This window comes from Streptomyces sp. NPDC028305, from assembly GCF_055569495.1.
This window is the reverse complement of the sequence record NZ_JBVHTN010000002.1, coordinates 45275-71694: the sequence shown is the minus strand read 5'-3', so window position 1 is coordinate 71694 and position 26420 is coordinate 45275. Positions and strand designations below refer to the sequence as shown.

The following is a 26420-nucleotide window of genomic DNA, read 5'->3' as shown; positions in this document are numbered from 1 at the left end:
AGGCCCCGTGAACCGGTCAATAAAGTAGGCGGTGTGCGGACCGCGGATCGGGCCGCGCGACGTGGCGAACCACGGGGGTGAGAGAGGAGCACTGCTGTGGAGGCACGGGCGCACGCCGGGTGGCTGGATGAGTTGCTGCACGAGGTGCGGCGGCAGATGGCCCAGGGGGCCGGGGCGGATCCGCGCGCGGTTCTCGACTGGCTGAGTCGGCAGATCGACGCCGATGTCGCGCTGGTCGGGAGCGCGGGCGCGGTGGAGGCGGCCACCACGCGCTTCCCGCGGCAGATACTGCCCTCGCTCGAACCCACCCTCGCGCGGCTGGCCGGCGGGCGGATGGCCGCGGCCGCCACCGAGGCCGGCGCCCTTCAGGTGCGTTTGGAGGCACTCGGCCCCCGCGCACCACGCCCGGTCCTGGTGGTGGCGGGCGCCTCGGCGCCCACACCCGGCGCGGCGTCGCTGGTCTCGCACGCCGGGAGCGTCATCGCGCTCCTGGACCGGGCGCAGGACGCGGACACCACCTTCCGCGGCTATCAGCACAAGGCGCAGCAACTGCGGTTCGCCGTGTTCAGCGCCCTGCTGGCGGGGGATCTCACGCTGGCCCGACGGATGACCACCGGCGCCGTCCCCGCGCTGCTGGACGCCGAGCGGCTGCGCGTCTATCTGCTGCACTGCACCGTCGAGGACCGTGACCGGCTGGCACAGATCCACCAGGACGGGGCGGGCTATCACGGCACGGGGCTGATGGTGCACTGTCCGGCCTTCAAGGAACACCTCATCTGCCTCGTCGCCGCCGACGCCGACGCCGATGCCGACCCCGACGCCGATGCCGACCCCGACACGGCCCACGGTCAGGGCACGGTGCTGCGCCGTCTGGTCCGGGAGAACCCGCACTACGCGCTGGGCATCAGCAGCCCGTATCCGCTGGGCGCCACGGCCGAGGCGTACGGGCAGGCCCTCCACGCCCTTGCCGCGGCGCGCCAGACGCCCGAGCGGGTGGCCGCCTACCTCGGCCGGACACCGCTGGTGCCACTGCTGCCCTACGAGGATGCGAGCGCCTGGGCCCGCGCCTTTCTGCGGCCGCTCGGGTCCACCCCGAGGGCCACCCTCGACATCACCCGGCTCGCCGTCACGTTTCCCCGGTCCGCCGTGGCCAGGCTGCTGGACATCAGCCGCAACACCGTCTCCCACCACCTCAGACGGGTGGAGACGACCCTCGGTCTCGACCTGAGCGACGTCCGCACCCGGGCCGCCCTCGACCTGGCCTTCTGCCTGTCCGGACCGCATCCGGACGACGTGTCCGGTGGCTTCGGCGGCTTCGGCGGCTCCGGCGGTCACCACGGGCGGCCGACGCCCACCCTGGACGAACTGCTCCGCACCGAGCCCGCGCACGCATGGGCACGGGAATTCCTCCGCCCACTCCAGGACACCCGGGGCCGCGCCCTGCACACCACCCTGTGCGCCTGGATCGACGCGAACACGGACGCCCAGCGGACCGCCCGCCACCTGGGCCTCAGCCGCAACACCGTCAGGGCCCATCTGCGCGCCGCGGAACACCTGCTCAGCCGCGACCTGCTCACCACCGGTTCCGGAATCCACGACCTGGTGCACGCCCTGCACATCACCGGCCTGCCCCCGGCGGGCTGACCGTGCACCGTGCACATATCGCGGGCACACGGTGCGCACCGTGCACCGTTGCCCGCCCCGCTGATCCGTTTTAACGTCACTCCTGCCGCACAGCACGGGAACGAAGCCCCGGCTCCCCACGTGACGACGGCCTGCATCACCACGTGGGGAGTGATCCAGGCCGTCGTCGTACGGTGTCTCAGTGCTCCGAGGGCTTCTTTCCCGCGCTGGGCGCGCCGGAGCGGGCAGCGCAGCGAGCAGATGCGCGCGACTTCCAGCGGGTGCGGCGTTCCGCGTCGGCCGTGACCGCCAGGGCTACGACGGTGAGCAGGGACAGCAGTGCCCAGGCCGGTGTGAAGCTGCCGGTGAGATCGACCAGCAGGCCGAGCGCGGGCGGCACCGTGACGATGGCGATCTGGTTGACGGACATGGCCAGCCCCAGAGCGAAGCCCGTCTTGTCCGGTGGGGCCGCTTCGGTGACGTAGGCGACCCACGGGCCGTACCAGCCGAATCCGAAGAAGCCGAGCCAGACGAAGACGCCGGAAGCGACGACCGGTGCCCGCCCCGCCGGTGTCATCAGCACGGCCAGCCCGGCGACCACGGCGACCATGCAGACCAGCACGATGGCATAGCGCCCGGACCTGCTCCGGTCGCTCCAGGCCGCCAGGCATATCCGGCCCGCAACACCCGCGCCCTGGGATGCCACGAGGATCAGGGCCGCCTGCCCGGCGCCGACCGATGACGCCTGGTGGAGGTGGAGCACCGTCAGGATGCCCACGCCGCACTGCACCGAGATCAGGCTGGTCCCCGACAGCATGATCTTCACCGTGGACGGTTCACGGAGCATTCGCAGCCGGGCCCGGAGCTGTGCCGCTAGCGGGGCCGACGGCTCCTTGTCCTGTGGGCCGGGCAGCGCGGGCGGCCGACGGTAGCAGCCCATGAAGAGCCCGGCCCCGAGCAGCGCGACGAAGCCGCCGGTCAGCAGTGTCGCCCGCCAGCCGAACTCCTCGGCGACGAGCGGGAGTACGGCCGAGGCCAGCGCCGCCCCCAGCGGCAGCCCGGCCTGCCGGATACCCATCGCGAAGCCCCGCTGTGACGCGTCGAACCAGGACGCCACCGACTTGCTCCCACCCGGCTGGACGGTGCTGTATCCCGCCCCGACCACCACCAGCGCACCCAGCAGGGCCGCGTATCCCGGGGCCAGGCTCCCCGCGCACAGAGCCAGCGCGACCACGCCGGCCCCGATCCCGACCACCCAGCGCTCGCTGTAGCGGTCGAGCAGCTCACCCGCCACCAGCAGCCCGGCCAGCGGCACGAACTGGGCCGCCGAAACCAGCAGACCCAGCTGCGCCGTGCTCAGGTCCAGGGACCGCTGAAGGTGGACGCCGAGCGCTCCGATGCCGCCCACGAAGAAGCCGGACGCGGCCTGGGTGAAGGTGGCGATGCCCAGCACAATCCAGCGATAGCGCCACGGGTCGCCGGCCTGGGATCGGGCACGTCCGGCCGTTTGCAGTGTCATGCCGACCACACTGTTGTCATCACCTTGCGACTCTCAACCCTTACGCTGAGGCTGCCATGACTCGGACGCTGCGATGAAGGCTCGAACGAGGGGACGTTCGTCTCCGCGGCGGGTGGCCATGAAGATCTGGCTTCTGGGAGTGGGCCCGTCGAGTTCGACCCTCCGGACGCCCGGGGGAAGCAGTGTCGTGACGCTGTAGGGGGCGATACTGACGCCGAGACCGGCGGCGACGAACGTGACGATGGTGTGCCAGTTCGAGAACTCCTGCGCGACGTGGACGTCGACGCCCGCATCCCGCAACGGCCGCGTGTTCACGTCGAACGCGTGGGCCCCGGCTGAACGCGGGAACAGGATCAGTGGGTCGGCGGCCAGGGCCGTCGCCTCCACACGGTCGCCCCTCGCGGCGGGGTGCTCTGCTGGGACGATGGCGACGAACCGTTCCGTCGTGAGCGGCGACAGGTCGATATCGTCACGCTCCTCGGGGTCCCGCACGATCCCGACGTCAGCCGTGCCTCGTCGCACGGCCGCCAGCACTTCGACGGTGAAGCCGTCATGAAGTTTCACCTGGACATCCGGACGACGCCGCGAGAACGCACGGAGCCGTTCGCCGACGATGGTCGTGGCAGAGGTGATGAAGGCGACATCCAGGCGGCCGGCCTCGCCGCGACCGACACGGCCGGCCTCGTCGAGGTCGGCCGCCAGACGACCCAGAAGGTCTCTCGCACGTGGCTGGAACGCCTCTCCCGCCTCGGTGAGGCGGACACTTCGGGACGTCCGTCGGAACAATTCGACGCCGACGATCTTCTCGAGCTGTCTGATCTGCTGAGACAGGGCCGGCTGAGCGATGTGCAGCCGCTGGGCGGCACGGCCGAAGTGGAGTTCCTCGGCCACAGCCAGAAAGTACCTCAGATGACGGAACTCGATCGCGCGATCCATACACCCAGCTTATTGATGACAGCTCCCCTATGTATTGGACGTATGGGTGGGCAGGGCGGAGGCTGGTGAGCAACCCCACCGGAAAGGAAACCGCCCGATGCCATTCGCCTCTGCCCCGACCACCATCGCCTCGATCACCTCCCAGAGTGACGCCGCCGCGTTCCGGACGCTGAACGAGGAGTGGATCTCGCGCCTGTTCACCCTGGAGGAAGAGGACCGGGCCGTTCTCGAGGATCCGTTCGGCCACGTCGTGGGCCCAGGCGGCGACGTGCTCCTGGCTCACGAGCCGCACAGCGGCACCGCAGTCGGGTGCGTCGCGCTGCTGGCCTATCCGGACGGCGTGTTCGAGCTGGCGAAGATGGCCGTGGCCCCCGCCGCGCAAGGACGCGGCATCGGCCGCCGACTTGTCACCGCAGCGATCGACCGCGCCCGCGAACTCGGCGGGACCCGGCTGTTCCTCGGAACCAACAGCAAGTTGGCCCCCGCCATCCACCTCTACAAGGACGCCGGGTTCGTCACGATCACCCGCGACCGCCTACCGGTGGCGGACTACTACGCCCGCGCCGACACTCTCATGGAACTGAGGTGACGCCCCGCCCGCCTCGAACCGACCGACCTGAGCCCCTAGATGGAGGGAGTCATGGATTCCGAGGAGGCCGGCGAGGGCGCCGCGTGTGTGCGGCGATGGGTTCGCAGCAGGATGACAGCCACCGCGGCGGCGGCCACAAACGCGCCGGTGGCCACCGCGATGTAGCTGTGGACCCCTGTGGCCGAGTTCACCGTTTCTCCGTCGATGACCATGTTGGTGGACTTGAGTACGGCTGAACCCACGAACTTCAGGATCACCGCCCCGGTTGCCACCATGACCATGACCATGCTGGACACGACGCCCTGTCGCTCCGGGGGCGCGAGCGTCCCCGCCATGTTGAAGCCGGATGTCACGAGCGTTCCCGCCGTGAGGCTCAACAGGAAGGAGCAGACGACCGCGAGAGGGAGCAGGGAGTCCCCGAAGAACATCCCAATGGTTCCCACCGTTCCGAGTGCCACTCCACCAGCAAGGGCCGCGGCCGGCCCGATGCGTGTTCCAAGCACCCCGGCCAGGGTGCCGCCGAGCACGATCCCGATCGCCGGTACGCCGTACAGCAGGCCCAGCGCCCCCGGGGCGGCGAGTCCGTACCCGAGTTGCTGATCCCGGGAGACCTTGGCGATGAGGCCGAAGAGCGTGAGCATGCTCTGGTACGCGCCGGTTCCGAAAACGACCACAAGGAGCGTGAGCACCAGGGGCCTGCCGAGGTTCCTGATGTCGATCACGGGCTCGGGAACCCGGCTCGCCACCAGGAACCACCTGGCCAGCGCCGCGGCGCCGCCGACGAGGAGAGCGAGCGGACCGACGGCGAACCAGCCGAACTCCGCCCCGAGGCTGACATAGCTGAGCACCGCCGCCAGGCCTCCGCCGAGAAGAAGCGCCCCGGCGATGTCGACCTTGCCCGGTGTCCTGATCGTGGACTTGGGGACAAGGGTGCGCACGAGGATCCCCGCGACAGCCGCGAAGATCGCCGATGCGACGAACACGCTCCGCCAGCCGAACTCCGCGGCTGTTAGTTCGAAGAGCGAGGGCATCACGATGCTGAGAAGCGCTGAGCCCGAGGTCACGATGCCCGTGGCGATCATCGCCATGTCGGGTGCGCACATGTCACGGATGAGGGCGACCGTAAGGAACACGGCTCCCACGGCCGCTCCCTGGAGCAGGCGCCCGAGGATGAACACCCAGAGGTTGGGAGCGACGAGGCACACGAGGGCGCCCGCGAAGGCGGTGATCAACGTCATGACCAGCACTCTGCGCTTGCCATGGATATCGGCGCTCTTGCCGAGCAGCGGCGCCCACATCGCTCCCGCCAGCAGCGAGCTGGCGTCGATCCACGCCGACTGATCGGTGCCGAAGTGGTCGAGCATCTCGGGAAGGACGAGGAGTGGTGCCGTGACGACCGTGTCCACCATGGTGTTCACGAGGATCAGGATGGCCACTTGGCCGACGAGCCGCCTGTTCCAACTCGTGTGTTGTCCGGCGCTGGCAATGCCGCTGTCGTGCATGAAACGCTCCTCCTGTTCGGTACGGCGGGATGAGATGAGTGCGGGCACGCCGCGGATGTGCGACGTGGCGGCGGGCTAGCGGGGTCTGGCCGGGTTGCCGATCGGCCAGAACGGGGCCAAGTGGTCGATGAGGTCCGCCTCCCGCCCTTGGCCGACGGAGGTGCGGGCGGCGATGTACCCGTCGGGCCTGATGAGGATGAGTTCACCCGGGTGGGGCCGGTAGACGCGCCGGAACTCTCCCTTGGCGTCGACGAGGCCGCTGCCCGGAGCCCAGCCGATGCGGTGCACGCGCAGGTGGCGCGGCTCGGCGTTGTCGAGGACGACCGGATCGGTGTGCTCGTGGACGACCAGGGACCAGTGCGGTCCCCCCATGAGGTCGAAGAGGTCGCCGCTGAACGCCACACCCTCCAGCCCGCCGGCGTTGGGCGCCCGGTCACCGGCCACAGGGCCGGACGTGGCCCGCCCATGGCGGTAGTTGACCGGACTGGTGCGGTAGTGGACCCCCAGCCCGCTGTTCATCGCACCGTCGCCGATGTCGGCGAGTGCCGAGCCCAGTCCGTCCCCGCTGCCTCGGCCCACCTGTCCCATGACCCTGAGCATTTTGCTCATGCTCATCTCCAGGACGGTCCGGGCGATCGGGATGCGTTCGGCGGCGTAGGTGTCCAGCAGGGCCGGAGGGGCGCCGTCGAGGACGCTGGCGAGTTTCCAGCCGAGGTTGTAGGCGTCCTGGATGCCGGTGTTCATGCCCTGTCCCCCGGCGGCGGAGTGCACGTGGGCGGCGTCCCCGGCGAGAAGGACCCGGCCCTGGCGGTAGTTCTCCACCATGCGGGCGTTCACTCGGTACACCGACAGCCAGGTCGCGCTCTTCAGAACCACAGCGCCGTGGCCGGCACGCTCGTCGAACAGTCGCTGATAGAACTCCAACGACGGAGTTCCCGGCTCCTCGCCGGGCAGGATCGGGCTCTGGAACTGCCACACGTCGCTGCCGAGCGGAGTCAGGCCGAGCATCCCGCGTTCGGACGGCCAGATGTGCATTTGGCCACGGTCGAGGTCCGGCCCGGTGACGTCACCGAGGTACCAGCGCTGCTGCTCATAGGTCTTGCCGACCAGAGGGAGCCCGATGTGCTTGCGGGCGCTGCTCCTGCCCCCGTCCGCTCCCACGACGTACCGGGCGCGGGCGGTCTGCTCGCCGTCCGGTGTCCGCAGGGTGACGGTGACAGCGTCGTCATCCTGGTCGATACCGGCCATTTCAACACCGAACTCCACGCGTCCGCCGAGTTCCTCGAGCCGTTGCCGCAGCGCGCTCTCGACGTCGAACTGGCCGATCCACAGCGCGTCGGGATACGGCGTGTGAAACGAGGTGCTCGCTCGGGCCGAGATCGACGGCTTGTCCACGACCACGCCGGACGGTTCATGAAACCGCAGGGGAAGCTCGGCGACTCCGCGCCGCAGGACGTGGTCGACGGCGCCGAGGTCGTCGAGCACTTCCAGGGAGCGGGGCTGGATGGTCTTGGCCCTCGTCGCGCGGTTCGGCACCGGGCCCCGCTCGACGATGCGGTGGGCGATCCCGCGACGGGCGAGGTCGCACGCCAGGGTCAGGCCGGTGGGGCCGGCTCCGATGATGAGGACCTCGGTGTCGCATACGTCAGCCATGGCGTCCTTCCCGGGATGTGGTGTGCACGACGATGTGCTGTCGCCGAGCGCGTCACTTCACAGTGATCCGCTTTTCTGGGACGGATCTGCGCGAGTCCGGGTGTGTCATGCGAACCGGGAGCGCCTTCGGTGGAAACCGGCAGGCCGCGGCTGCCGGCCGGCCGGCAGCTCACAGAAACTCACAGAGAGCAGGCCCGTCGGGATACCGACACCAGCAGAAACTTTCTCCGCTCACGACGGAGAAGGAAACATGAACCTGTGACCGAGGCCACAGGTTCATCGCCAGGAGATGCGAGAATGTCCACCGGGCACGCCCACGCGACGCTGTTCAACCAGCCCGCCGGCGCCAACCGGAGCAACGTCGTGGAGCTGGTGTTCCGCGAGCTCAGGGACATGTGGGCGGTGGAGATCATCCGGGGTGTGGAGCGGGTGGCCCGCCGGCACCGCGACCCGATCGGCAACAGCCAGGCCGATCTGCTCGGCAAACCTCAGGCCGAGATCCCGGGCATGGCCACCGCCCTGCGCTCCCTGATCAACCAGTACGCCGGAAGCAACGCTCCGAACGTGGGCATCGCGGTGACCGAGGTCGGTGCCAACGCCTACAAGAACACGTCCCCGAGCGGGCTGTTCGCCCCGGACGAGTACCTGACATGGATGGAGAACGGCGCGTTCACCGTCGACTGGTGGAACCTGCACAACGGCACGGACTGCAGCCATGTGACCACGGTGGAGGGCGCCACCGACTACGACGACGGAGGGATACTGTCCAGCGGCGCCTCATGCGAGCCACCGCTGAACACGCCCTTCCCGCCGCACTACGGCGCTCGGATGATCACCAAGCTCGGTGCGCCGGGTGACACCCTGGTCCGGGCCGTCGGCTCGACGCCGTTGGTGTCCGCGCATGCCGTGCGGCGGGCCAACGGCGACGTGAGCGTCATGCTCATCAACAAGGACCCGGCCAACGACGCCACGGTCACCGTGGCCTACAGCGGCTTCACACCGTCCTCGGCGACGCCCACGGTCTACTCGTATCCGAAGAACGCCACATCGGTCGGCTCCGCCACGACGGGCAGCGCGACCCGCCAGACCGTCCCGGCGTACTCGGTCGTGGTCGTACAGCTCCGGTCGGCCGGCTGAGCCGACGGGCCCGGACCACCGTCAGGAGGCGTGCGCTCCCGCTCAGCCGAGTCGGGGCGCCGCCGCCAGGAAGGTGTCGAGCACTCCGTCGGCGACACGGACCGGGCCCTCGGGGCGGGTCTCGCCCGGGATCGTGCGGATCCGCCCCGCCTGCCCGGCCAGCGACGACGCCTCGGCGAACCACTGCTCGGCCTGCTGGGTGTTGCCGTCGAGCCGGGCGCCCAGCGCGTCCAGGGTGCGCTCGAACGCGCGGCCCCACAGCGCCAGCGCGTCCAGCCACGGCGCGCAGTCCGCCACGAAGCCGCGGTCGGCCACGCCCGCCCTGATGGTGGCCGACGCGGTGGCCAGCAGCGTCGCGGAGGGGCGCAGGGCCTCCAGCGCCGCCCGCCGCTGTCCGGCGTCCCAGTCGGTACGGAACCGGGCCAGCCGGGCGGCCAGTTCGGGCGCCTGGGGCTGCCAGGGTTCGGCGCCGAAGGTGGGCGCGAGGTGCTGGGTGTCGAAGAAGGACAGCAGCGCGGACACGGTGGCCGGGTCCGCATCGTCCCCCACCAGGTACGCTGCGGCGGCCCGCCAGGTGCGGTCCGGGTCGTAACCGGTGTCGTTCCAGGCGAAGTCCGCCCCGCCGAACAGGGCGACCTTGCTGGCGGCGGCCTGGTTCATCGGGTTGAGGACCAGACCGGAGAGCTGCTGGTGCAGACCGGGCTCACGGGCGTCGTACGGGGCGAGCAGCAGCCGCCCCTCGGCCTGGCCGTAGTCGTTGACCGGGTAGTTGTCCCAGACGAACACCTTGCGCCCCCAGACGGCGGCGGCCCGCGCGGCGTCGGCCACGGTGATCCGCGGCGGCACCACGTCGGTGCCGGTCCACATGACCTCGACCCGCGGGTCCAGCCGCTCGCGCAGGGTCCGCTTGTACGCGGTGTCGGTGACGTCGCCGTACTCGGTCGGCACCGTCTGGAGCGGCGCGTTGCCCTCGCGGGCGTCCAGGAACTCCTTCTGCACCCGGTTCAGCAGATCGGCCTGCGCCTCGGCCGCGGCCCGCTGCGAGGGCTCGCCGTAGGCGGCGCGGTCGGCGGCGCAGTTCCACCGGGTGTAGCTGATGTCGTCCAGCGGCACCGAGAAGCTGCGCACCCCGAGGTCGTACATCGCCCCGAGCTTGGCCTGAAGCGCCGTGAACTCGGCGGGATCGCTGTAGCACAGGGAGGTGCCGGGCGAGAGCGCGAAGGTGAACCGCACATGGTGGCCGGCGGCCTGCCGGACGAGTTCGCCGAGCTGGGCGAGCTTGTCAGCCGGGTACGGCTCGCGCCACTTCTCCCGGTGGTACGGGTCGTCCTTGGGCGCGTAGACATAGGTGTTCATCTTGACGTCCCCGTAGAACGCCAGCTGGTCCATGCGCTCGGCGTGGGTCCACGGGCTTCCGTAGAACCCCTCGATCACCCCGCGCAGCGGCATCAGCGGATGGTCCACCACCGAGACCGACGCGATCCTCCGGGCGCCGGTGACCAGTTGGCGCAACGTCTGCGCCGCGTAGTACGTCCCGTCGGCGTCCGCGCCCGCGAGCGCCACCGAGGTGCCGCGCGCGGCCAGCGCGTACCCCTCCGCGGGCAGTTCCTCGGGCGCCCGGCCCCCGGCGGCCCTCAGCGCCTCCGCGACCCGGGCGTCGGCGAGCAGCCCCACGGTCACCGTCAGCCCCGGCCCGGAGCCGCCCCGCAGGCGCTTCGCCCCCGCCCGGCGCAGTACGGAGGCAACCAGGTCGCGCGTGGGCCGGTCCACTTCGTCGCCGTAGACCACTCGCACCACGGCGGGCACCGTGACGTCCGGGCCCAGCCGGGCCATCTCCTGCGGACGCGGCACGACGGACGGCAACGGGCCGGGACCGCGCGCCGGGGCGGCCCCGGCGGTGGATCCGGGGAGCAGCAGCCCGAGGAAGGCGAAGAAGGTGAGGAACGCGATCACAGCGGCCGGAGGGCGGGAGCTACGGCGCATGGGCATCTCCTGCGTGGCGTGGTGTACGGCGACGGTGCACGACGGTGACACGTGGAGCGGAGCGAGCGACGAGGCAGGCGCGGTGCCTGGTGCGCGGCCTTCCTTGAAACACATACCCACGGCCCCGAACCGGTGAATCCCGGCGCGGCCGTTCGAAGTGGCACGGACGGCCGCGCGGGCCTGCTCGGGGCCCCTTGTGGTCGGTTTCCGGGTATCGGGTGTACCACCTCCCGCGGTTGCGCCATGATCCCGGTGCGGAAGTGAACAGAAACGGGGAGGCACGGCAGTGCGGGATGAGCTCTTGGGGGGCCGTTACCGGTTGGTGCGGCAGCTCGGCGAAGGCGGTATGGGGCAGGTGTGGGAGGCGCAGGACGAGTCGCTGGGCCGGCCCGTCGCGGTCAAGGTGATCTCGCTGCTCGCCGGCGGTGGGAGCCATGGCACCGAGGCGCGCGCCCGGTTTCTTCGCGAGGCGCGGATCACCGCCCGCCTCCAGCACCCCAACATCGTGACCATCCACGACATCGGCGAGACGGGCACCGGGGACGGCAAGGCCCCGTTCCTGGTGATGGAGCTGGTCCGAGGCGAGGGCCTGGACGCGAAGCTGCGCCAAGGCGTCGTCACCTTGCGGGACGCCGCGCGGTGGGGCGCGCAGATATGCGACGCGCTGGCAGAGGCCCACGATGCCGGAATCATGCACCGGGACATCAAGCCCTCCAACGTCCTGATCACGCCGTCCGGCATCGTGAAGGTCCTGGACTTCGGCATCGCGCGGGCCGCCGATCCCTACGCGACCGCGGACCGCCTCACCCAGACCGGCTTCATCGTGGGCACACCCCCGTATATGGCTCCCGAACAGGCACGCGGCTTCCCCGAACCGCGCAGCGACCTGTACGCGCTCGGCTGCGTGCTCTTCGAACTGATCACACGTCGGCTGCCGTTCCAGGCTCCCGACACCGTGGGCTATCTCTCGGCGCACCTCACCGAGGAGCCGCCCACCCCCAGCTCCGTGTCCCCGGGCATCCCAGCCGCCTGGGACGGCCTGGTGCAGACCCTGCTGCGCAAGGACCCCGGCCAGCGGTACGGGACCGCGGCCGACCTCGCCCGGGCCCTCCGGCGGCTCGACGACGCCCCCGGGCACACGCCACCGGGAGGCGCGGCCACCCCGCCCCCGGCGATGCCCCCCACGGCTCCGCTCCCGCCGATGGACCCCGCGCCCGAGGGGCGCGGAGCCGCGACTGCCGCGGTGACGCTGGCGCTGCTGTCCCTTCCCGGCCTCCTGTACATCGTCACCACGACCTTCAAGTACCTCTCGGACCCCTCCGCGCCCACCGGGGTGATCGCGACGAATCTGGTGTTGGGCATCGTGGAGATGGTCGTGCTCGCCATGGGCGCGCTGCTGTTGCACCAGCGCAGGATGGCCGGACGCAGGATGATCGCGACAGCCGGCTGTGTGGCGGCTCTGCACTGCTTGAGCGTCTTTGTGCAGCACCAAGTGGTGGGAGGGCCACCGGACATCGAACTGATCGCCAACGTCATCGGCCCGCTGACGGCCGCTCCGGCGATCGCCGCCATGGTCGCGGCCCTCCAGCCGTCCACCGGACGCTGGTGTTACCGCACAGCAGGGCGCTGACGAGGGGTCGCGCCCGGGGCATGCCCCACGTCCGTGCTCAGACGACTCCCTGGGCCATCATGGCCTCGGCGACGCGGAGGAAGCCCGCGGTGTTGGCGCCGAGTACGTAGTCGTCGGCGTCGCCGCCGTAGGTCTCGGCGGTGGCCCGGCACTGGGCGTGCACCTGCCGCATGATGGTGGCGAGCCGGTCCTCCGTCCGCTCGAAGGTCCAGCTGTCGCGGGAGGCGTTCTGCTGCATCTCCAGCGCGGAGGTCGCGACCCCGCCCGCGTTGGCCGCCTTGCCGGGGCCGAAGAGGGTCCGCGCGCCCCGGAACACCTCGACCGCCTCGGGCGTGCACGGCATGTTGGCGCCCTCGGCCACGGCGAGCACACCGTTCTTCACCAGGGCGACGGCGTCCTGCCGGGTCAGCTCGTTCTGAGTCGCGCACGGCAGGGCGATCTCGCACGGCACGTCGAACACCGACCCCCGGGCGGAGAACCGGGCGGTCGGCTTCGCCTCGGCGTAGGCGGAGATCCGGGCGCGGCGCACCTCCTTGACCTCCTTGAGCAGGTCCAGGTCGATGCCGTCCTCGTCGACCAGGTAGCCGGAGGAGTCCGAGCAGGCCACCACGCGTCCGCCGAGGGCGTGGACCTTCTCGACGGCGTAGACGGCGACGTTTCCCGACCCGGAGACCACGACCCGGCGCCCGTCGAAGTCGTGACCCCGCGTGGCGAGCATCTCCTGGGCGAAGTACACCGCGCCGTAGCCGGTGGCCTCGGTGCGGGCGTGCGAGCCGCCCCAGCCGACCGGCTTGCCGGTCAGGACGCCGGCCTCGTAGCGGTTGGTGATCCGCTTGTACTGGCCGAAGAGGTAGCCGATTTCGCGGCCGCCCACCCCGATGTCCCCGGCGGGCACGTCCGTGTGCTCGCCCAGGTGGCGGTAGAGCTCGGTCATGAACGCCTGGCAAAAGCGCATGATCTCGCCGTCGGAGCGCCCCTTGGGGTCGAAGTCCGCCCCGCCCTTGCCACCGCCGATCGCCATGCCGGTGAGCGCGTTCTTGAAGATCTGCTCGAAGCCGAGGAACTTGACGATGCCGAGGTTGACACTGGGGTGGAACCGCAGGCCCCCCTTGTACGGTCCGAGGGCGCTGTTGAACTCCACCCGGAAACCGCGGTTGACCTGGACCGTGCCCTGGTCGTCCACCCACGCGACCCGGAAGATCAGCTGCCGCTCGGGCTCGCAGAGCCGCTCCACGATCCGGGCCCTGGAGTACTCGGGGTGCGCCCGGAGCACGGGGCCTATCGCGTGCAGGACTTCGTGTGCGGCCTGATGGAACTCCCCTTCCCCGGGGTTCCGCCGGCGGATGTCCTCGTAGACCGCCTCGATGTGGGCGCTGACGTCCATAGGTGCTGTCTCTCTGTTCGGGTGCGGGCCGGCCGGGTGCCGGCCCTCTGTCATGCGCCCTGCTGCCCCGACGTGGACCAGCCGATCAGGGCGCCGCGCAGGGCGGCCACGAGGCGGGTGGCGGCCTCGTCCTCGGTGCGTCCGCTCTTGATGAGGTCGAGGATGTCCCGGGGGTCGAACAGCGCGTTCCACAGGTAGAGGGCTTCGTCGCCGAGGTCTCCGAGGCCGAGTTCCCCGGCGGTCTGGCGCAGTGGCTCGGCGAGCGCCTCGGCCTGCGGGGTGAGGTAGCCGGTTCCCTCGCGCAGCCGCTCCAGGTAGCCGCGGTGCGAGCGCATCTGGGCCATCGCGCCGCCGTGTTCGAGGACCAGGGACACCCAGTACCGCGACACCGCCTCGAGTTTCGCCATGCCCCGCGTGGTCTGCCGGGCGCTGAAGTCCCGCAGGTCGGAGCCGACCTGACGGCGGAAGGCGTGCAGGATCTCCTCGACCGAGGAGAAGTGGCGGTAGGCCGTCGCGGTGGACACCTCTGCCTGCTTGGCGATCTCGGCGAGGCTGACGGGCGTCGGCGAGTTCGCGAACAGCCGCGCGGCTGCCTCGATGAGGTGCCTGCGGTTGCGCTCGGTGTCACTGCGCATGGGGCGACTCCTCGTGGGGTGCGGGACGGCGTTCATCGCAGCGCCGAGAGGCCGTCGGCCAGTCGACGGACGCCCTCGGTGATGGACTGCGCGCTGGCAGCGTACGACAGCCGCAGGTGCCCCTCGCCCTGTGCCCCGAACTCGCTCCCGGGCCGGACGGCGACGCCGTGCGCGCGCAGTGCCGCGACGACCTCCACGGAGGGCAGGTCGAGGTCGTAGCGGGGGAACTGGTAGAAGGCCCCTTCCGGTGCGCTGAGGGTGAGGCCGGGGATCGCGGCCAGCTCCCCGCGCATGATCTCGCCGCGCTGCTCGTACGCGGCGCGCATCCGGGCGATGTCTTCGTCGCAGCTGTTCACCGCGGTGAGCGCGGCGTCCTGGATGAAGGTGTTGACGGAGCCGTTGAAGGTGTTGTGGATGCGCGCGGACGCCTGGATGAGCGGTGTCGGCCCCCAGAGGTAGCCGACGCGCCAGCCGGTCATCGCGTAGCTCTTGGAGAAGGTCTGGCAGTAGACGGTCCGCTCGCGCAGGCCGTCGACGGAGATCGCCGAGGTGAAGGGCCGGCCGGTGTAGTCGAGGTCGGAGTACGCCTCGTCGGAGATGACGATGGTGGGTGCACCGTCGAGCAGGCCGGCGAGCGTGTCGAGTTCCTCGCGGCTGTGCACGATGCCGGTCGGGTTGACGGGGTTGCAGAAGACGAAGAGCTTGGCGCCGGTGAGGGCGTCGGCGAGCCGGTCGAGGTCCCAGTGCAGGTCCGGCGCGAGCGGGACGGGGACGACGGTGCCTCCGGCCATGGCGACCAGGTCGCCGTAGAGGGAGTAGGTGGGGTCGGGGACGACCACCTTGTCACCGGGGTTGACGATGCCGAGGATCGAGGCGGCGAGCCCGGCGGTGCCACCCTGGGTGATGAGGATGTCGGCGGCGGACACCGGCGCCCCGGCGGTGGCGGCGAGCTTCGCGGCGAGCGCCTCGCGCAGGGCCGGCTCGCCGAGCAGCGGTGAGTAGTGGGTGCGTCCGGCGCGGATCGAGGCGTGGGCCGCCTCGGTCACCTGCTGGGGTGTGTCGAAGTCGGGTTCGCCCATGGCGAGGGAGACGAGGTCGGCCCGGGACTGCGGCTGCTGTGTCCGGCGGGAGGCGGCCGCGATGCGGGCGACGGCGTCGGCGGTGTCGAACAGGGGCGGCTGGGTGGTGATGGCGGGCGGCATGCGCTCCTCCTGGTTGCGGGGTGGTCAGGCCTGCGGTGCGGCGTCGGCGGGCGCGCCCGCCCAGCGGCTGATCTCGAGGTCGGCGGAGGTGTCGCGCTGCCGGGTGGGGGCGACGACGATCTCCTGGAGGACGACGCGCTGGGGAAGGGCGACGGCCAGGCGGATGGCCTCGGCCACGTCCTCGGGTTGCACCATGCCGGCGCGCTCTTCCGGCGCCGGGGGCCGGGCGCGGTTGTCGAGGATGGGGGTGTCCGCCTCGCCGGGCAGCACGGTGATCGCGCGCAGACCCTGGTTGCGGAACGTGTTGTGCAGGAAGGTCATGAAGTTGCGGACGCCGGCCTTGGCCGCGCCGTAGGCGGCGCCGCCGAGCAGGTTGGGGTTGACCGCGGCGAGCGAGGAGACGGTGACGATGGTCCCGGTGGAGCGGTCGAGCATGTCGGGCAGGACGGCCTGGGTGAGCTGGAAGACCGCGGTGAGGTTCACGTCAAGGACCTGGCGCCACTGGTCGTGCGGGAGCCACCGCGGGTTGAGCACCGATGAGGCGCTGCCGGCGTTGTTGACCAGGACGTCGACCGGGCCGAGTTCGGCCCGTACCCGGTCGAGGACGCGTGTCACATCGTCCGGGCGGGTGATGTCCGCGGCGAGGGCGAGGGCGGTCCCTCCTTCGGCGCGGATCGTGGCGGCGACGGCGTCGAGCGCCTCCTGTCTGCGGCCGACCAGTGCGACGGCGGCACCGTCCCGGGCGAGCAGCCGTGCGGTCTCCAGCCCCATCCCGCTGCCGGCTCCTGTGATGAGCGCGGTCGTGCCGGGCGACGTCGTCACCGTTCCTCCTCCATGACTGACTCCATGACCGATATGAGATTCACATTGCAAGTGAGAATAGATTCTCAATTCATGTGACGCAAGGGTTCCGTGAAGCCGAGCGCGCCGAACGCCTCGGCAGCCGCGTGTCCGAGCGCGCGGACCTCGGCTTCACGGCGCGCGAAGCGACGGAGCGAGGTCTCGCGGTCGGTCCAGCGGAACCGGAGCCGGTGCCCCGGCCCAGCCTGTCCGAGCAGGGGCAGGGACGCCCGCGAGGCGACACCGACGATGGGATAGCCCGCGGTCAGGCTCCGGTAGCGGCCGAGGACGATCAACTCGTCCGCGTGCGGGATCTGTAGCGCTCCGATGGGCACGCCGTGGGACACGATCTCGGTGCCGGTGTCCGGGTGGAGCACCGGCCCGTCGAGCCGCAGCCCGACGTGGTTGGAGCGGGGGGTGACGACATAGGTCGCCTCCTCGATCACCTCGCGGATGCCGGGGATCGCCTGAACACCGTGGGCGGCGACGACGTCGATGGCCCAGGGGCCGTCGTCGAATCGCGGTACGGGGACGGGCAGCCGGAACAGCGGCGGCTCGAACAGCCGGTGCTGAAACCCCCGGAACTCCGTCTCCAGCAGCGCGCGCGAGCCCGGGGTGACGGTCTGCCCGAATCCCATCCGGGCGTCCGGGGCGGCGCTGCCCAGAAGGGTTTTCGTGGACAGGGCTCCGTTCACGGCCAGATAGGTGCGCGTCCCCTGGTTCATGTCCCCGCGCACCCGGACCTCATGACCCGCCGGCACCACCAGCGGCGACCAGTTGTCGGCGGGCGACCCCGCGACGGTGACCTGGGCGGGCGCCCCGGTCACGGCGAGCAGGACATCGGCGTCGGGCACGAGGGCCAGCTCGCCCCCGAGGTTCTCGATCAGCGCCGCGCCGCGGGAGTTGCCCACGAGGAGATTCGCGACGGCCGCCGAATGCTGGTCGGCCGCGCCGCCGGTGGGCACCCCGCGCCGTTCCGTGTCGCGGCGGCCGAGGTCCTGGAAGGTGGTGACCCATCCGGCGCTGGTGATGTCGAGCGCCACGGTCTTCATACGGCCTCCTCCCCCGTCGGCAGCAGGAATCCGGCGTCCAGCGCCAAGGCCTCGTCCCGGGTGACGGGGACGAAGCGCACGATGTCGCCGGTGCCGAACGAGACGGGGTCCGGGCGGGAGATGTCGACGATGGTGTGCGGGGTGCGCCCGACCACCCGCCAGCCGGTCGGCCCGGGGAACGGCTGGATGATCGCGTTGGTCCCGGCGATCATGACTGCTCCGGGGGCGACGTCCGTCCGTGGTTCGGCACGCCGACGCACCGGCCTGGGCACCTCGAGCCCGTCCATCATCGGTGCCATCGCCGCGCCGAGCAGGGCGATCGTGAAGGTGGACTCCGCGATCGCCCCGACCACATCGGCGGGGGCCATGCCCAGTTCCTCGGCGACGGACGCCATATCGGGGCCGCTGACCTCGTCGAAGACGACGGGGATGGCGAACGTCCGCACCGCTTGCCTGCGGGCCGGGCCGTCCGGGGGCGAGGGCGCCCACCGCGCCACCAGACGAGCCGCGTACTCCACGTGCTGGAGCGCGGTCCGCAACGGGTCGAACTCGATCAGCAGGGATTCGAGACCGGAGACGACGTCGAGCACGCCGTGCGGGCGGTGCGCCAGGAACCGGTCGCGGAAGGCCACGATCCCGGCCCTTCGGATGGCCTGGTCGGCGTGGGGGATGGTCACCATCACCGCCGAGTCCCCGAAGGGCTCGACGGTGATGGCGCCGTACTGTGCTGTGGTCATCGCCTGGTGCGCTCGGCCCTCAGCCGGCGAGCGCGACCTCCGCCTTCTCCGCCAGGACCTCGCGCAGGCCGGCGACGCGGATGTCCGTGGCGTCGAGCGCGGCGCGCAGCGCGGTGCCGTTCTCGAGGACGGTCGGGTGGTCGCCGTGCAGGAGCAGAACGTCGGCGTCGTGGCCGAGCGGGACCACATTGCCGTTGACCGAGCGGACGGTGCCCTCCCGTACGACCTGCGCCGAGCGCTCGCCGATCAGCTCGGGGTCGTAGATCAGGCCGCCCTCGTGGGAGCGCGGGACGGGCATGCCGTCGTCGCCGTAGCCGCGGTCGGCCAGGAACACATAGCCGACCTCCAGGCCGCGCTTGCGCGACTCCTCGGCGAGCAGCCCGCGCTGGCAGATGACGATGTAGTCCTTGTTGTACGCGGCGACCGCGTCGGTGATGGCCCGGGCGTGCTTGGCGTCGGTCTGCGCGATCGAGCCCATGCGGCCGTGCGGGGCGACGTGGCTGATGGTGCCGCCGTGCACCCGGGCGAAGGCGTCGAGCGCGCCGAGCTGGTAGAGGACGTCGGTCCGGATCTCCTCCTCGGTCGCCTCGATGAGCCGGCGGCCGAAGCCGACCAGGTCGGGGTAGCCGGGGTGGGCCCCGAGTTCGATGCCGCGCTCGACGCAGTCGGCGACCGTCCGGTCCATGATGCGCGGGTCACCGGCGTGGAAGCCGCAGGCGATGTTCGACGAGGTGACGAGGGTGAGCAGGGCACCATCGTCGCCGATGGTGTAGTTGCCGAAGCTCTCGCCGAGGTCGGCGACGACGGCTACGGAGTTGATTCCCACGGTGTCTCTCCCGATGTGTGTGTGGGGGGGGATGGTTCAGCTGGCTGCGAGGGGGCGGCCCTTGGTCTCGCGCAGGAACGCGACGGTGACCAGGGTGATCAGGGCGGTGATGATGGAGGCGAAGGCCGGGACGAGGTTGGAACCGGTCGACTTGATCAGCTCGGTCATCACCAGCGGGGCGCTGCCGCCGAAGATGATCGTCGAGACGCTGAACCCGATGCTGTAGGCGGAGTAGCGCACGGTGGTCGGGAACATCTCGGCGAGCATGGTGTGCACGACGGCGGCGTGCCCGGAGAAGGCGATCGCGAGGACGATGGTGCCGATGCAGGCCGGCCCGAACTCCCCGGTCGTGATGAGCTTGAACATCGGGTACGAGACGGCCGCCATGGCGATGGCGGAGCCGGCGAGCACGGGCTTGCGGCCTATCCGGTCCGACAGGCGCGCCATGAGCGGGATGCAGATCGCGATGGCGACCAGGCTGAACGAGGTGACCGTGAGCGCCCTCAGCATCGAGAAGTTGTGCGCGCCGAGCGAGGTCTTCAGATAGGTCGGCATATAGACGAACAGCAGGTAGTAGCCGGGGCCGTTGAGCGCGGGCAGAAAGATCGTGAGGACGATCGCCTTCAGGTGGCGCCGGGAGGTGAAGGCCTCCCTCAGCGGGTTGCGCGCGACGGTGTTCTGCTCGCGCAACGCCGTGAAGTGCGGGGTCTCCTCCAACTGGCGGCGGATGTAGAAGCCGACGTAGCCGAGCGGGACGGCGAGCAGGAACGGCACCCGCCACGCCCAGGAGGTCATCGAGGCGTCGCCGAGGGTCGTGATGAGGATGGCGGAGAAGGCGCTGCCGAACATGAGGGCGACGAAGGAGCCGACGGCGATGAAGCTCATCATGAAGTTGCGGCGGGCGTCCGGCGCGTACTCGCCGACGAAGGACATCGCGCCGGCCACCTCACCGCCCGCGGAGAAGCCCTGAACCACCCGGAGGAGCACGAGAAGGGCGGGCGCCGCGACACCGATGACGGCGTGGGAGGGGATGAGGCCGATGGCCGCGGTCGCGGCGGAGATCAGCACCAGAAGGGTGGCGAGAAGGCTCTTGCGGCCCAGCCTGTCGCCGAGGTAACCGCAGATCACGCTGCCGAACGGGCGGGCGATGAAGCTGATCAGGAAGCCGACGTTGGTGAGGAAGAGACTTCCGGCATCGGCCTCGCCCATGATGTTGATCGCGAGATAGGTGACGAGGAGGCCGTAGATGCCGTAGTCGTACCACTCGACGAAGGAGCCCACCGCGCCCGCGATGGTGGCCTTGCGGACGACCTTGCCGTTGGCGGAGACGACGTCGACCGCTGCCGCGCCGGGTGTCTCCGACGGTGCCTCGTGGCGGTCTGATGGAATGTCGAGCCGATCTGACGTTGTCATACACGTTCACTTTCGGTGTCGCGGACTCCGGGGACGGCGTCCTTAAGGATCGTGCGCTGAACGTGGTCGCTGCCGGCAATCGCTCCTGCGCCGAGGTGCACCCATGCGTTGTGGGTCCCAAGAGGTAGGCGGTGCTACCGCCTCAGGGGCTCAGGCCGTCGTTGCTCGCCCGAGTGGGGCCGGGAGGAGACGTCACGGTAGAGGGCCGCAGAACAGCGCCAGAGCCAAGTTGCGACTTGAATCGCGAATGAGAATAGGTTCGCATTCTGGCGGTGGTCAAGAAGTGCGTTCCCCTGGCGTTAACCCTGGGCCTCCATCGCGCTTCCGCCTTGGACTGTGCGGTTCCCTCGACCGCACGAAGCCGGATTCCATGGTCCGCCGACGTCCAGCACGATCTGTTCCGGCCACGCAGATGGAGCCCGGCGCCCATCCCCCACGCCCCCGCCGCGACCTTGCCGCCACCCCTTGTGCCGCGCCCCGGATGGATGCACACTGACTCACGCAAAAACGCGAAAGTTTTCGCAGTTTCTGGACGGGGCGCGATGGACCCATGCCCCCGGCGCCGACACCCACACCACCCGAAGGAACCCGCGATGACCCAGGACAACGTGCGCGTGAACACCGCGTGGAAACGCGTCGACGAGCATGTGCTCGCGCGGTTCCGCACCCACTCCGTGGCCAACCTCGGCGACGCCCTCGACCGGCTGAACATCGTCGATGGAGGCATCGCCCCCATCTGGCACGGCGCCAAGGCCGTCGGCACAGCGCTCCCGGTCCTCACCGTCGCGGGCGACAACAAGGCCGTGATCGCGGCGCTCGAACACATCCGTCCCGGCGACTTCCTCGTCATCAACGCCTTCGGCTACGACGGCCGCGCCATCATCGGCGACAACCTCGCCCAGCGGTTCGCGGTGCACGGTGCGGTCGGCGCGGTCGTCGACGGATATGTCCGCGACGCCGCGATCATCGAACAGCTCCGCGTCCCGGTCTTCGCCCGTGGGCTGACTCCCGCCGGCCCCTTCAAGAACGGCCCGGGCACCATCGGAGAACCTGTCGCCATCGGTGGCGTCGTGGTGAACCCGGGCGACATCGTCGCCGCCGACGGGGACGGCGTCATCGTCATCCCGCCGCACCGCGCCGACGAAGCGCTGGGGGCCGTGGAGGAGATCGTCGCCCGCGAGGCCGCCCTCGACGCCGAGGTCGAGGCGCTGCGCACCAAGGCCTCGCGATGAGCGGCCGGGACGGCGCGGCGGGCCGACTCCGCGTCGCCGTCGCCGCCCCGCTGTCCGAGGAGAACCGCGCGCGCGTCCAGGAGCTGGAACCGCGCATCGACCTCGTCGTCGACGCCTCCCTCCTCCCGCCGATGCGCTGGCCCGCCGACTTCGCCGGCGACCCGGACTGGCAGCGCACCCCCCACCAGCAGCGCGCCTACGAGGCCGCGATCGACTCGGCCGACGCCCTCTACGGCATCCCCGACGTGAACCCGGCCGCCCTGGCGCGCGCCGTCCGGGCCAACCCGCGGCTGCGCTGGGTGCACACCATGGCCGCGGGCGGGGGCAGCCAGGTCAAGGCCGCCGGGCTGAACGCCGAAGAACTCCACCGGGTCCACTTCACCACCTCGGCCGGAGTGCACGGACGCCCACTCGCCGAGTTCGCCGTCTTCGGCGTGCTCGCGGGGGCCAAGGACCTGCCCCGCCTGCACCGCCAGCAGCGCGACCACGAATGGAGCGGCCGCTGGACGATGGGGCAGGTGAACCAGCAGACCGTTCTCGTCCTCGGGCTCGGCGGGATCGGCCGCGTCGTCGCCGCGGCACTCCACGCGCTGGGCGCGACGGTCATCGGCACCAGCAGAAGGGACGACTGTTTCCCCGGTGTACCCGGTGTCTCCGCCGTGGTGCACCCCGACCGCATCACCGAGGTGGCCCCCACCGTGGACGCCGTCGTGAACACGCTCCCCGGAACCGAGGCCACCGAACACCTCCTCGGCGAACGGTTCTTCAACGCCCTCCGGCCCGGCGCCTCCCTCGTCAACGTCGGCCGCGGCAGCGTCGTCGACGAGACCGCCCTGACCGACGCGCTCGACTCCGGCCGGGTCGGCTTCGCCGCGCTGGACGTCTTCGAGACGGAGCCGCTGCCGGCCGACAGCCCGCTGTGGGACCACGACCGCGTGCTGGTGAGCCCGCACACCGCCGCGCTCGACACGGCCGAGGACCGCCTCATCGCCGAGCTCTTCGCCGCCAACGCCACCCGGCTCCTCGACGGACAGGGCCTGATCAACCGCGTGAACACCGTCGAGTTCTACTGACCAGGACGACAGCCACGCACATACCCCCCACATCACCGCCGCCCCGGCCACAAGCGCCAGAATGACACCCGGCGCACCCACCGATCGAAAGAGGTCCAGATGAACACCAGCGCAACGGCCAATATCGGCGTCGTGGGGCTGGCGGTGATGGGATCGAACCTGGCGCGCAACCTCGCCTCCCGCGAAGGCAACACGGTCGCCGTCCACAACCGCACCTACGCCCGCACGAAGGAACTCGTCGCCGAGCACCCCGAGGCGGGATTCATCGCCAGTGAGTCGATCGACGACTTCGTCGCGTCGCTGGCGAGGCCGCGCACCGCGATCATCATGGTGCAGGCCGGGGCGGGCACGGACGCGGTCATCGACCAGCTCGCCGAGCGCTTCGAGCCCGGCGACATCATCGTCGACGGCGGCAACGCGAACTTCCCCGACACCATCACCCGCGAGAAGAGGCTGGCCCCCACCGGTATCCACTTCGTCGGTGTCGGCATCTCCGGTGGCGAGGAAGGCGCCCTCAACGGTCCCTCGATCATGCCGGGCGGGTCGGAGGAGTCCTACCGGACCCTCGGGCCGATTCTCGCGTCCATCGCCGCGGTCGCCGAGGGCGAGCCCTGCGTCACACACGTCGGCACCGACGGCGCCGGCCACTTCGTCAAGATGATCCACAACGGCATCGAGTACGCCGACATGCAGCTGATCGGCGAGGCGTACGACCTGCTGCGGACGGTCGGCGGCCTCCAGCCGCACGCCGTCGCCGACATCTTCGCCGAGTGGAACCAGGGGCCGCTCGAGTCCTATCTCATCGAGATCACCGCCGAGATCCTGCGCCAGGTGGACCCCGCCACCGGCAAGCCGTTCGTGGACGTCGTGCTGGACCAGGCGGGCTCCAAGGGCACCGGCGTGTGGACCGTGCAGAACGCCCTCGACCTCGGCGTCCCCGTGGGCGGCATCGCCGAGGCCGTGTTCGCCCGCGCCGTCTCCTCCAAGCCGGCGCAGCGTGCGGCGGTCCGGCGGCTGGCCGCCCGCCCGGAGATACAGCAGGTCGACGCCGCCGCCTTCGCAGAGGACCTCGCCAAGGCCCTCTACGCCTCGAAGGTCGTCGCCTACGCGCAGGGTTTCGACGCCATCATCGCCGGCGCGCAGAAGTACGGCTGGGACGTTCGCAAGGACCGGATCGCCAAGATCTGGCGCGGCGGCTGCATCATCCGTGCGCGTTTCCTCAACCGCATCGCCGAGGCGTACACCGAGAACCCGGACATCACCACGCTCCTCGAGGCCCCCTACTTCGCACGGGCCGTTGTCGAGGGGGAGGCCGCCTGGCGTCGCATCGTCGCCACCGCCGCCCTCTCCGGCGTACCGGTGCCGGGCTTCGGCTCCGCGCTCAGCTACTACGACTCGCTGGCCGCCGAGCGGCTCCCCGCCGCGCTCGTCCAGGGCCAGCGCGACTTCTTCGGCGCCCACACCTACCGACGGATCGACAAGGAGGGCACCTTCCACACGCTCTGGTCCGGCAACCGTACCGAGGTCGAGATCGAGGGCTCCGCCCACTGACCCGGAGAAAGCCGAAAGGTGGGCGATTCGTGGAGGCCGTCCCGGCTCAGCGGCTCGTCGGGGCGGTATCCGCGTGGGCGGTGCGCAGAGCGGAGAGGAAGGTGTCGACTGACTGAGCGCCGGAGACGCCGTAGGCGCGGTTGAGCACAAAGAACGGCACGCCCGTGGCGCCGTAGCGGCGCGCCTCCCGGACGTCGGCCTGCACCGCGTCGTCGTACGTGTCGCCGTCGAGCACCCGCCGGGTCTCGTCCTCGGGGACACCGACCTCGGCACCCAGCCGCACCAGCGTGTCCCGGTCGTCGACGACTTCGCCCTCGCACAGGTGGGCGCGCAGCAGCCGCTCGTGCATCCGGTCGCCCAGTCCGTGTGCCGCGGCCAGGTGGCTCAGGCGGTGGGCGTCGATCGTGTTGACCGACACGGCCCGCTCCAGGTCGTACGTCAGGCCCTCGGCGGCGGCGAGGTCGGTGACCTGCTGGACCATCGCCCTGACCTGTGCGATCGGCGCGCCCGTCTTCTGCGCCAGCGTCTCGAAGACCGGCCGGCGGTGGCCCTTGAGGTGGGCGGGGTCGAGCTGGAAGCTGTGCCAGTGGACCTCGACCTGGTCGGCGTGGTCGAACCGGTCGAGCGCCGACTCCAGGCGCCGCTTGCCGATGTAGCACCACGGGCAGACGACGTCCGACCAGACGTCGATACGCAGCGCGCTCACAGGGCACACACCCCGTCCGCGCAGACGGCGGCGTCGTCCGAACCGAGGAGCGTGAGAGCGGGTGCGGCTTCCTCCGCGCCCGGAGCGTCATCGGCCGTGGTGGCCGCTCCATCGGAGGCGGTCTCGGCGGGCTCTCCCGCCGTACCGTTTCGGAGAGAGAAATCAAGCATGAGGAGTCCCTTCGTCATGATGTCGATGACCTCCATGCGGAGCTATTCTGACCCGTGGGTCAACTTCGGCTCCGACCGTAACACGCAACTTGACCCCGGGGTCAATCTATGTGTGACGTGAGGGTGCGACCATGAAGGCCGCCCACCCGATGAGGAGGAACACCGGATGCGCGCCGACGCGCAACGCAACGCGGAGAAGCTGCGGACAGCGGCAGCCGAACTCTTCCGCGAACGCGGGCTCCAGGCCCCCCTGAAGGAGATCGCCCGCCGGGCCGGCGTGAGCCACGGCACCCTCTACAACCTCTTCGGCACCCGCGAGGCGCTCATCGACGAGGTGGTCGCCGACCTGGCCGCGGACCGTCTCGACGAGGCGGCCCAGCAGGCCCTGGCCCGTGACGACGCCTGGGACGGATTCACGTACTACATCGAGACGGTCTGCGAACTCCAGGTCACCGACCCCGCGATCAGCGACGTGGTCACCGGCCGCTATCCGGACGCCCAGCGCCTGATGGCCGTCTGCGAGCGTTCCCACGCCGCCGCCACGCGCATCATCGAGCGAGCCCAGCGGGCCGGCGCCCTGCGCCCCGACTTCACCCGCGAGGACCTGCTGTTCATCTTCGGCACCAACGCCCTGCTGTCCCGGGCTGCCAAGGACACGGCCCCCGACGCCTGGCGCCGAGGCGTCGCCTTCATGCTCGACGGCCTGCGCGCCGAAGCCGCCCACCCGCTGCCCACCGCCCCGCTGACCGCACAGCAGCTCTACGCGGTGATGGGCAACCTCGCCGGCGCGCCGTAACGGGTCGAGTCGGCGAACGCCCCCGCACCGAAGGGTTGGTGACGGGGCGCCGCGCCGACAGGGGGCTCAGGTCGACCCGGCCGGCGGAGGTGCCCGACGCGGTGCGGGGGCGGTCCGGGGTGCCGCCGACGCGGTCGGGAGGCACACCGCCGCAGCCAGCGGCACGCCGGCCGCCAGGACCGTCAGAAGTCGTCTCATTGTTTCCCTCCAAGAAGCAGGTGTGCGCCTGGA

Annotated in this window: 23 protein-coding genes; 8 read left to right on the top strand and 15 right to left on the bottom strand. The window is 70.7% G+C overall.

What is annotated here, in order from left to right; all coding sequences use genetic code 11:
- The first annotated feature begins 96 nt into the window (after window positions 1–96).
- Window positions 97–1644 carry a helix-turn-helix domain-containing protein gene (locus ACZ4WQ_RS07155; RefSeq protein ID WP_398374060.1) on the top strand — a complete coding sequence of 516 codons (1548 nt, stop codon included), beginning with the start codon at window positions 97–99 and terminating at the stop codon, window positions 1642–1644.
- Window positions 1645–1822: 178 nt separating this feature from the next.
- Here ACZ4WQ_RS07155 and ACZ4WQ_RS07150 read toward each other — a convergent pair whose 3' ends face one another.
- Both ACZ4WQ_RS07150 and ACZ4WQ_RS07145 read right to left on the bottom strand, forming a co-directional pair.
- Window positions 1823–3142, bottom strand: a complete 1320-nt coding sequence (locus ACZ4WQ_RS07150) for an MFS transporter (RefSeq protein WP_385344059.1) — start codon at window positions 3140–3142, stop codon at window positions 1823–1825.
- A gap of 33 nt (window positions 3143–3175) precedes the next feature.
- Window positions 3176–4078, bottom strand: coding sequence for a LysR family transcriptional regulator (locus ACZ4WQ_RS07145; RefSeq protein ID WP_398374059.1), 903 nt, complete (start codon window positions 4076–4078; stop codon window positions 3176–3178).
- A 97-nt stretch (window positions 4079–4175) separates the two neighbouring features.
- Here ACZ4WQ_RS07145 and ACZ4WQ_RS07140 point away from each other — a divergent pair, with 97 nt between their 5' ends.
- Window positions 4176–4667: a GNAT family N-acetyltransferase gene (locus ACZ4WQ_RS07140; protein WP_385344063.1), complete on the top strand. Its 492-nt coding sequence runs from the start codon at window positions 4176–4178 to the stop codon at window positions 4665–4667.
- 35 nt (window positions 4668–4702) lie between these two features.
- On the opposite strand, the gene ACZ4WQ_RS07135 is transcribed toward ACZ4WQ_RS07140, so the two are convergent.
- Together ACZ4WQ_RS07135 and ACZ4WQ_RS07130 are read right to left on the bottom strand one after the other, a co-directional pair.
- Window positions 4703–6169 (bottom strand): MFS transporter, encoded by a 1467-nt coding sequence (locus ACZ4WQ_RS07135; protein WP_398374058.1) that lies wholly within the window; start codon window positions 6167–6169, stop codon window positions 4703–4705.
- 75 nt (window positions 6170–6244) lie between these two features.
- Window positions 6245–7822 carry an FAD-dependent monooxygenase gene (locus ACZ4WQ_RS07130; RefSeq protein WP_398374057.1) on the bottom strand — a complete coding sequence of 526 codons (1578 nt, stop codon included), beginning with the start codon at window positions 7820–7822 and terminating at the stop codon, window positions 6245–6247.
- Window positions 7823–8119: 297 nt separating this feature from the next.
- Between ACZ4WQ_RS07130 and ACZ4WQ_RS07125 the strand changes: the two genes are divergently transcribed.
- Window positions 8120–8959, top strand: coding sequence for a hypothetical protein (locus tag ACZ4WQ_RS07125; protein WP_398374056.1), 840 nt, complete (start codon window positions 8120–8122; stop codon window positions 8957–8959).
- Between the two features lie 42 nt (window positions 8960–9001).
- Here the strand turns inward: ACZ4WQ_RS07125 and ACZ4WQ_RS07120 are convergent, their stop codons facing one another.
- Window positions 9002–10948, bottom strand: coding sequence for a beta-N-acetylhexosaminidase family protein (locus ACZ4WQ_RS07120; RefSeq protein WP_398374055.1), 1947 nt, complete (start codon window positions 10946–10948; stop codon window positions 9002–9004).
- 280 nt (window positions 10949–11228) lie between these two features.
- Between ACZ4WQ_RS07120 and ACZ4WQ_RS07115 the strand changes: the two genes are divergently transcribed.
- A complete protein-coding gene (locus tag ACZ4WQ_RS07115; protein WP_398374054.1) occupies window positions 11229–12572 on the top strand; it encodes a serine/threonine-protein kinase in 1344 nt (447 codons plus the stop codon).
- Between the two features lie 37 nt (window positions 12573–12609).
- Here ACZ4WQ_RS07115 and gdhA read toward each other — a convergent pair whose 3' ends face one another.
- From gdhA to ACZ4WQ_RS07075, 8 genes are all read right to left on the bottom strand, one after another.
- Window positions 12610–13956 (bottom strand): NADP-specific glutamate dehydrogenase, encoded by a 1347-nt coding sequence (gene gdhA, locus ACZ4WQ_RS07110; protein ID WP_398374053.1) that lies wholly within the window; start codon window positions 13954–13956, stop codon window positions 12610–12612.
- 50 nt (window positions 13957–14006) lie between these two features.
- Entirely contained in the window at window positions 14007–14591 is a 585-nt protein-coding gene (locus tag ACZ4WQ_RS07105; protein WP_311721867.1) for a TetR/AcrR family transcriptional regulator, read from the bottom strand.
- 32 nt (window positions 14592–14623) lie between these two features.
- The gene (locus ACZ4WQ_RS07100; protein ID WP_311721866.1) at window positions 14624–15793 is read right to left on the bottom strand and encodes a pyridoxal phosphate-dependent aminotransferase; all 1170 of its coding nucleotides are present in this window, start codon (window positions 15791–15793) and stop codon (window positions 14624–14626) included.
- 24 nt (window positions 15794–15817) lie between these two features.
- Window positions 15818–16615, bottom strand: coding sequence for an SDR family oxidoreductase (locus ACZ4WQ_RS07095; RefSeq protein ID WP_311721865.1), 798 nt, complete (start codon window positions 16613–16615; stop codon window positions 15818–15820).
- Between the two features lie 65 nt (window positions 16616–16680).
- Window positions 16681–17685 carry a biotin-dependent carboxyltransferase family protein gene (locus ACZ4WQ_RS07090; RefSeq protein WP_398374052.1) on the bottom strand — a complete coding sequence of 335 codons (1005 nt, stop codon included), beginning with the start codon at window positions 17683–17685 and terminating at the stop codon, window positions 16681–16683.
- Complete coding sequence (locus ACZ4WQ_RS07085; RefSeq protein ID WP_311721863.1) at window positions 17682–18422, bottom strand: 5-oxoprolinase subunit B family protein; 741 nt, start codon at window positions 18420–18422, stop codon at window positions 17682–17684. Before ACZ4WQ_RS07085 ends, ACZ4WQ_RS07090 begins: the two co-directional genes overlap by 4 nt.
- Window positions 18423–18441: 19 nt before the next feature.
- Entirely contained in the window at window positions 18442–19248 is an 807-nt protein-coding gene (locus tag ACZ4WQ_RS07080; protein WP_398374051.1) for a 5-oxoprolinase subunit PxpA, read from the bottom strand.
- Between the two features lie 36 nt (window positions 19249–19284).
- Window positions 19285–20661 (bottom strand): MFS transporter, encoded by a 1377-nt coding sequence (locus ACZ4WQ_RS07075; RefSeq protein ID WP_311721861.1) that lies wholly within the window; start codon window positions 20659–20661, stop codon window positions 19285–19287.
- A 593-nt stretch (window positions 20662–21254) separates the two neighbouring features.
- Here ACZ4WQ_RS07075 and ACZ4WQ_RS07070 point away from each other — a divergent pair.
- From ACZ4WQ_RS07070 to gndA, 3 genes are all read left to right on the top strand, one after another.
- Window positions 21255–21893, top strand: a complete 639-nt coding sequence (locus ACZ4WQ_RS07070; RefSeq protein ID WP_311721860.1) for an RraA family protein — start codon at window positions 21255–21257, stop codon at window positions 21891–21893.
- Window positions 21890–22966, top strand: a complete 1077-nt coding sequence (locus ACZ4WQ_RS07065) for a D-2-hydroxyacid dehydrogenase (protein ID WP_398374050.1) — start codon at window positions 21890–21892, stop codon at window positions 22964–22966. Before ACZ4WQ_RS07070 ends, ACZ4WQ_RS07065 begins: the two co-directional genes overlap by 4 nt.
- 99 nt (window positions 22967–23065) lie before the next feature.
- On the top strand, window positions 23066–24517 hold the full coding sequence (gene gndA / locus ACZ4WQ_RS07060; RefSeq protein ID WP_398374049.1) for an NADP-dependent phosphogluconate dehydrogenase: 1452 nt from the start codon (window positions 23066–23068) through the stop codon (window positions 24515–24517).
- Between the two features lie 46 nt (window positions 24518–24563).
- Here gndA and ACZ4WQ_RS07055 read toward each other — a convergent pair whose 3' ends face one another.
- Together ACZ4WQ_RS07055 and ACZ4WQ_RS07050 are read right to left on the bottom strand one after the other, a co-directional pair.
- On the bottom strand, window positions 24564–25223 hold the full coding sequence (locus ACZ4WQ_RS07055) for a DsbA family oxidoreductase (RefSeq protein ID WP_385344104.1): 660 nt from the start codon (window positions 25221–25223) through the stop codon (window positions 24564–24566).
- Entirely contained in the window at window positions 25220–25429 is a 210-nt protein-coding gene (locus tag ACZ4WQ_RS07050) for a hypothetical protein (RefSeq protein WP_398374048.1), read from the bottom strand. Before ACZ4WQ_RS07050 ends, ACZ4WQ_RS07055 begins: the two co-directional genes overlap by 4 nt.
- 130 nt (window positions 25430–25559) lie before the next feature.
- Here ACZ4WQ_RS07050 and ACZ4WQ_RS07045 point away from each other — a divergent pair, with 130 nt between their 5' ends.
- Window positions 25560–26189, top strand: coding sequence for a TetR/AcrR family transcriptional regulator (locus ACZ4WQ_RS07045; protein ID WP_311721854.1), 630 nt, complete (start codon window positions 25560–25562; stop codon window positions 26187–26189).
- The last annotated feature ends 231 nt before the right edge of the window (window positions 26190–26420 follow it).

Bases quoted from the DNA above. Each gene is read 5' to 3' on its own strand.
- ACZ4WQ_RS07150 (WP_385344059.1), bottom strand. From the start codon at position 3,142: ATGACACTGCAAACGGCCGGACGTGCCCGATCCCAGGCCGGCGACCCG.
- ACZ4WQ_RS07145 (WP_398374059.1), bottom strand. From the start codon at position 4,078: ATGGATCGCGCGATCGAGTTCCGTCATCTGAGGTACTTTCTGGCTGTG.
- ACZ4WQ_RS07140 (WP_385344063.1), top strand. From the start codon at position 4,176: ATGCCATTCGCCTCTGCCCCGACCACCATCGCCTCGATCACCTCCCAG.
- ACZ4WQ_RS07135 (WP_398374058.1), bottom strand. From the start codon at position 6,169: ATGCACGACAGCGGCATTGCCAGCGCCGGACAACACACGAGTTGGAAC.
- ACZ4WQ_RS07130 (WP_398374057.1), bottom strand. From the start codon at position 7,822: ATGGCTGACGTATGCGACACCGAGGTCCTCATCATCGGAGCCGGCCCC.
- ACZ4WQ_RS07125 (WP_398374056.1), top strand. From the start codon at position 8,120: ATGTCCACCGGGCACGCCCACGCGACGCTGTTCAACCAGCCCGCCGGC.
- ACZ4WQ_RS07120 (WP_398374055.1), bottom strand. From the start codon at position 10,948: ATGCCCATGCGCCGTAGCTCCCGCCCTCCGGCCGCTGTGATCGCGTTC.
- gdhA (WP_398374053.1), bottom strand. From the start codon at position 13,956: ATGGACGTCAGCGCCCACATCGAGGCGGTCTACGAGGACATCCGCCGG.
- ACZ4WQ_RS07105 (WP_311721867.1), bottom strand. From the start codon at position 14,591: ATGCGCAGTGACACCGAGCGCAACCGCAGGCACCTCATCGAGGCAGCC.
- ACZ4WQ_RS07100 (WP_311721866.1), bottom strand. From the start codon at position 15,793: ATGCCGCCCGCCATCACCACCCAGCCGCCCCTGTTCGACACCGCCGAC.
- ACZ4WQ_RS07090 (WP_398374052.1), bottom strand. From the start codon at position 17,685: ATGAAGACCGTGGCGCTCGACATCACCAGCGCCGGATGGGTCACCACC.
- ACZ4WQ_RS07085 (WP_311721863.1), bottom strand. From the start codon at position 18,422: ATGACCACAGCACAGTACGGCGCCATCACCGTCGAGCCCTTCGGGGAC.
- ACZ4WQ_RS07075 (WP_311721861.1), bottom strand. From the start codon at position 20,661: ATGACAACGTCAGATCGGCTCGACATTCCATCAGACCGCCACGAGGCA.
- ACZ4WQ_RS07070 (WP_311721860.1), top strand. From the start codon at position 21,255: ATGACCCAGGACAACGTGCGCGTGAACACCGCGTGGAAACGCGTCGAC.
- ACZ4WQ_RS07065 (WP_398374050.1), top strand. From the start codon at position 21,890: ATGAGCGGCCGGGACGGCGCGGCGGGCCGACTCCGCGTCGCCGTCGCC.
- gndA (WP_398374049.1), top strand. From the start codon at position 23,066: ATGAACACCAGCGCAACGGCCAATATCGGCGTCGTGGGGCTGGCGGTG.
- ACZ4WQ_RS07050 (WP_398374048.1), bottom strand. From the start codon at position 25,429: ATGGAGGTCATCGACATCATGACGAAGGGACTCCTCATGCTTGATTTC.
- ACZ4WQ_RS07045 (WP_311721854.1), top strand. From the start codon at position 25,560: ATGCGCGCCGACGCGCAACGCAACGCGGAGAAGCTGCGGACAGCGGCA.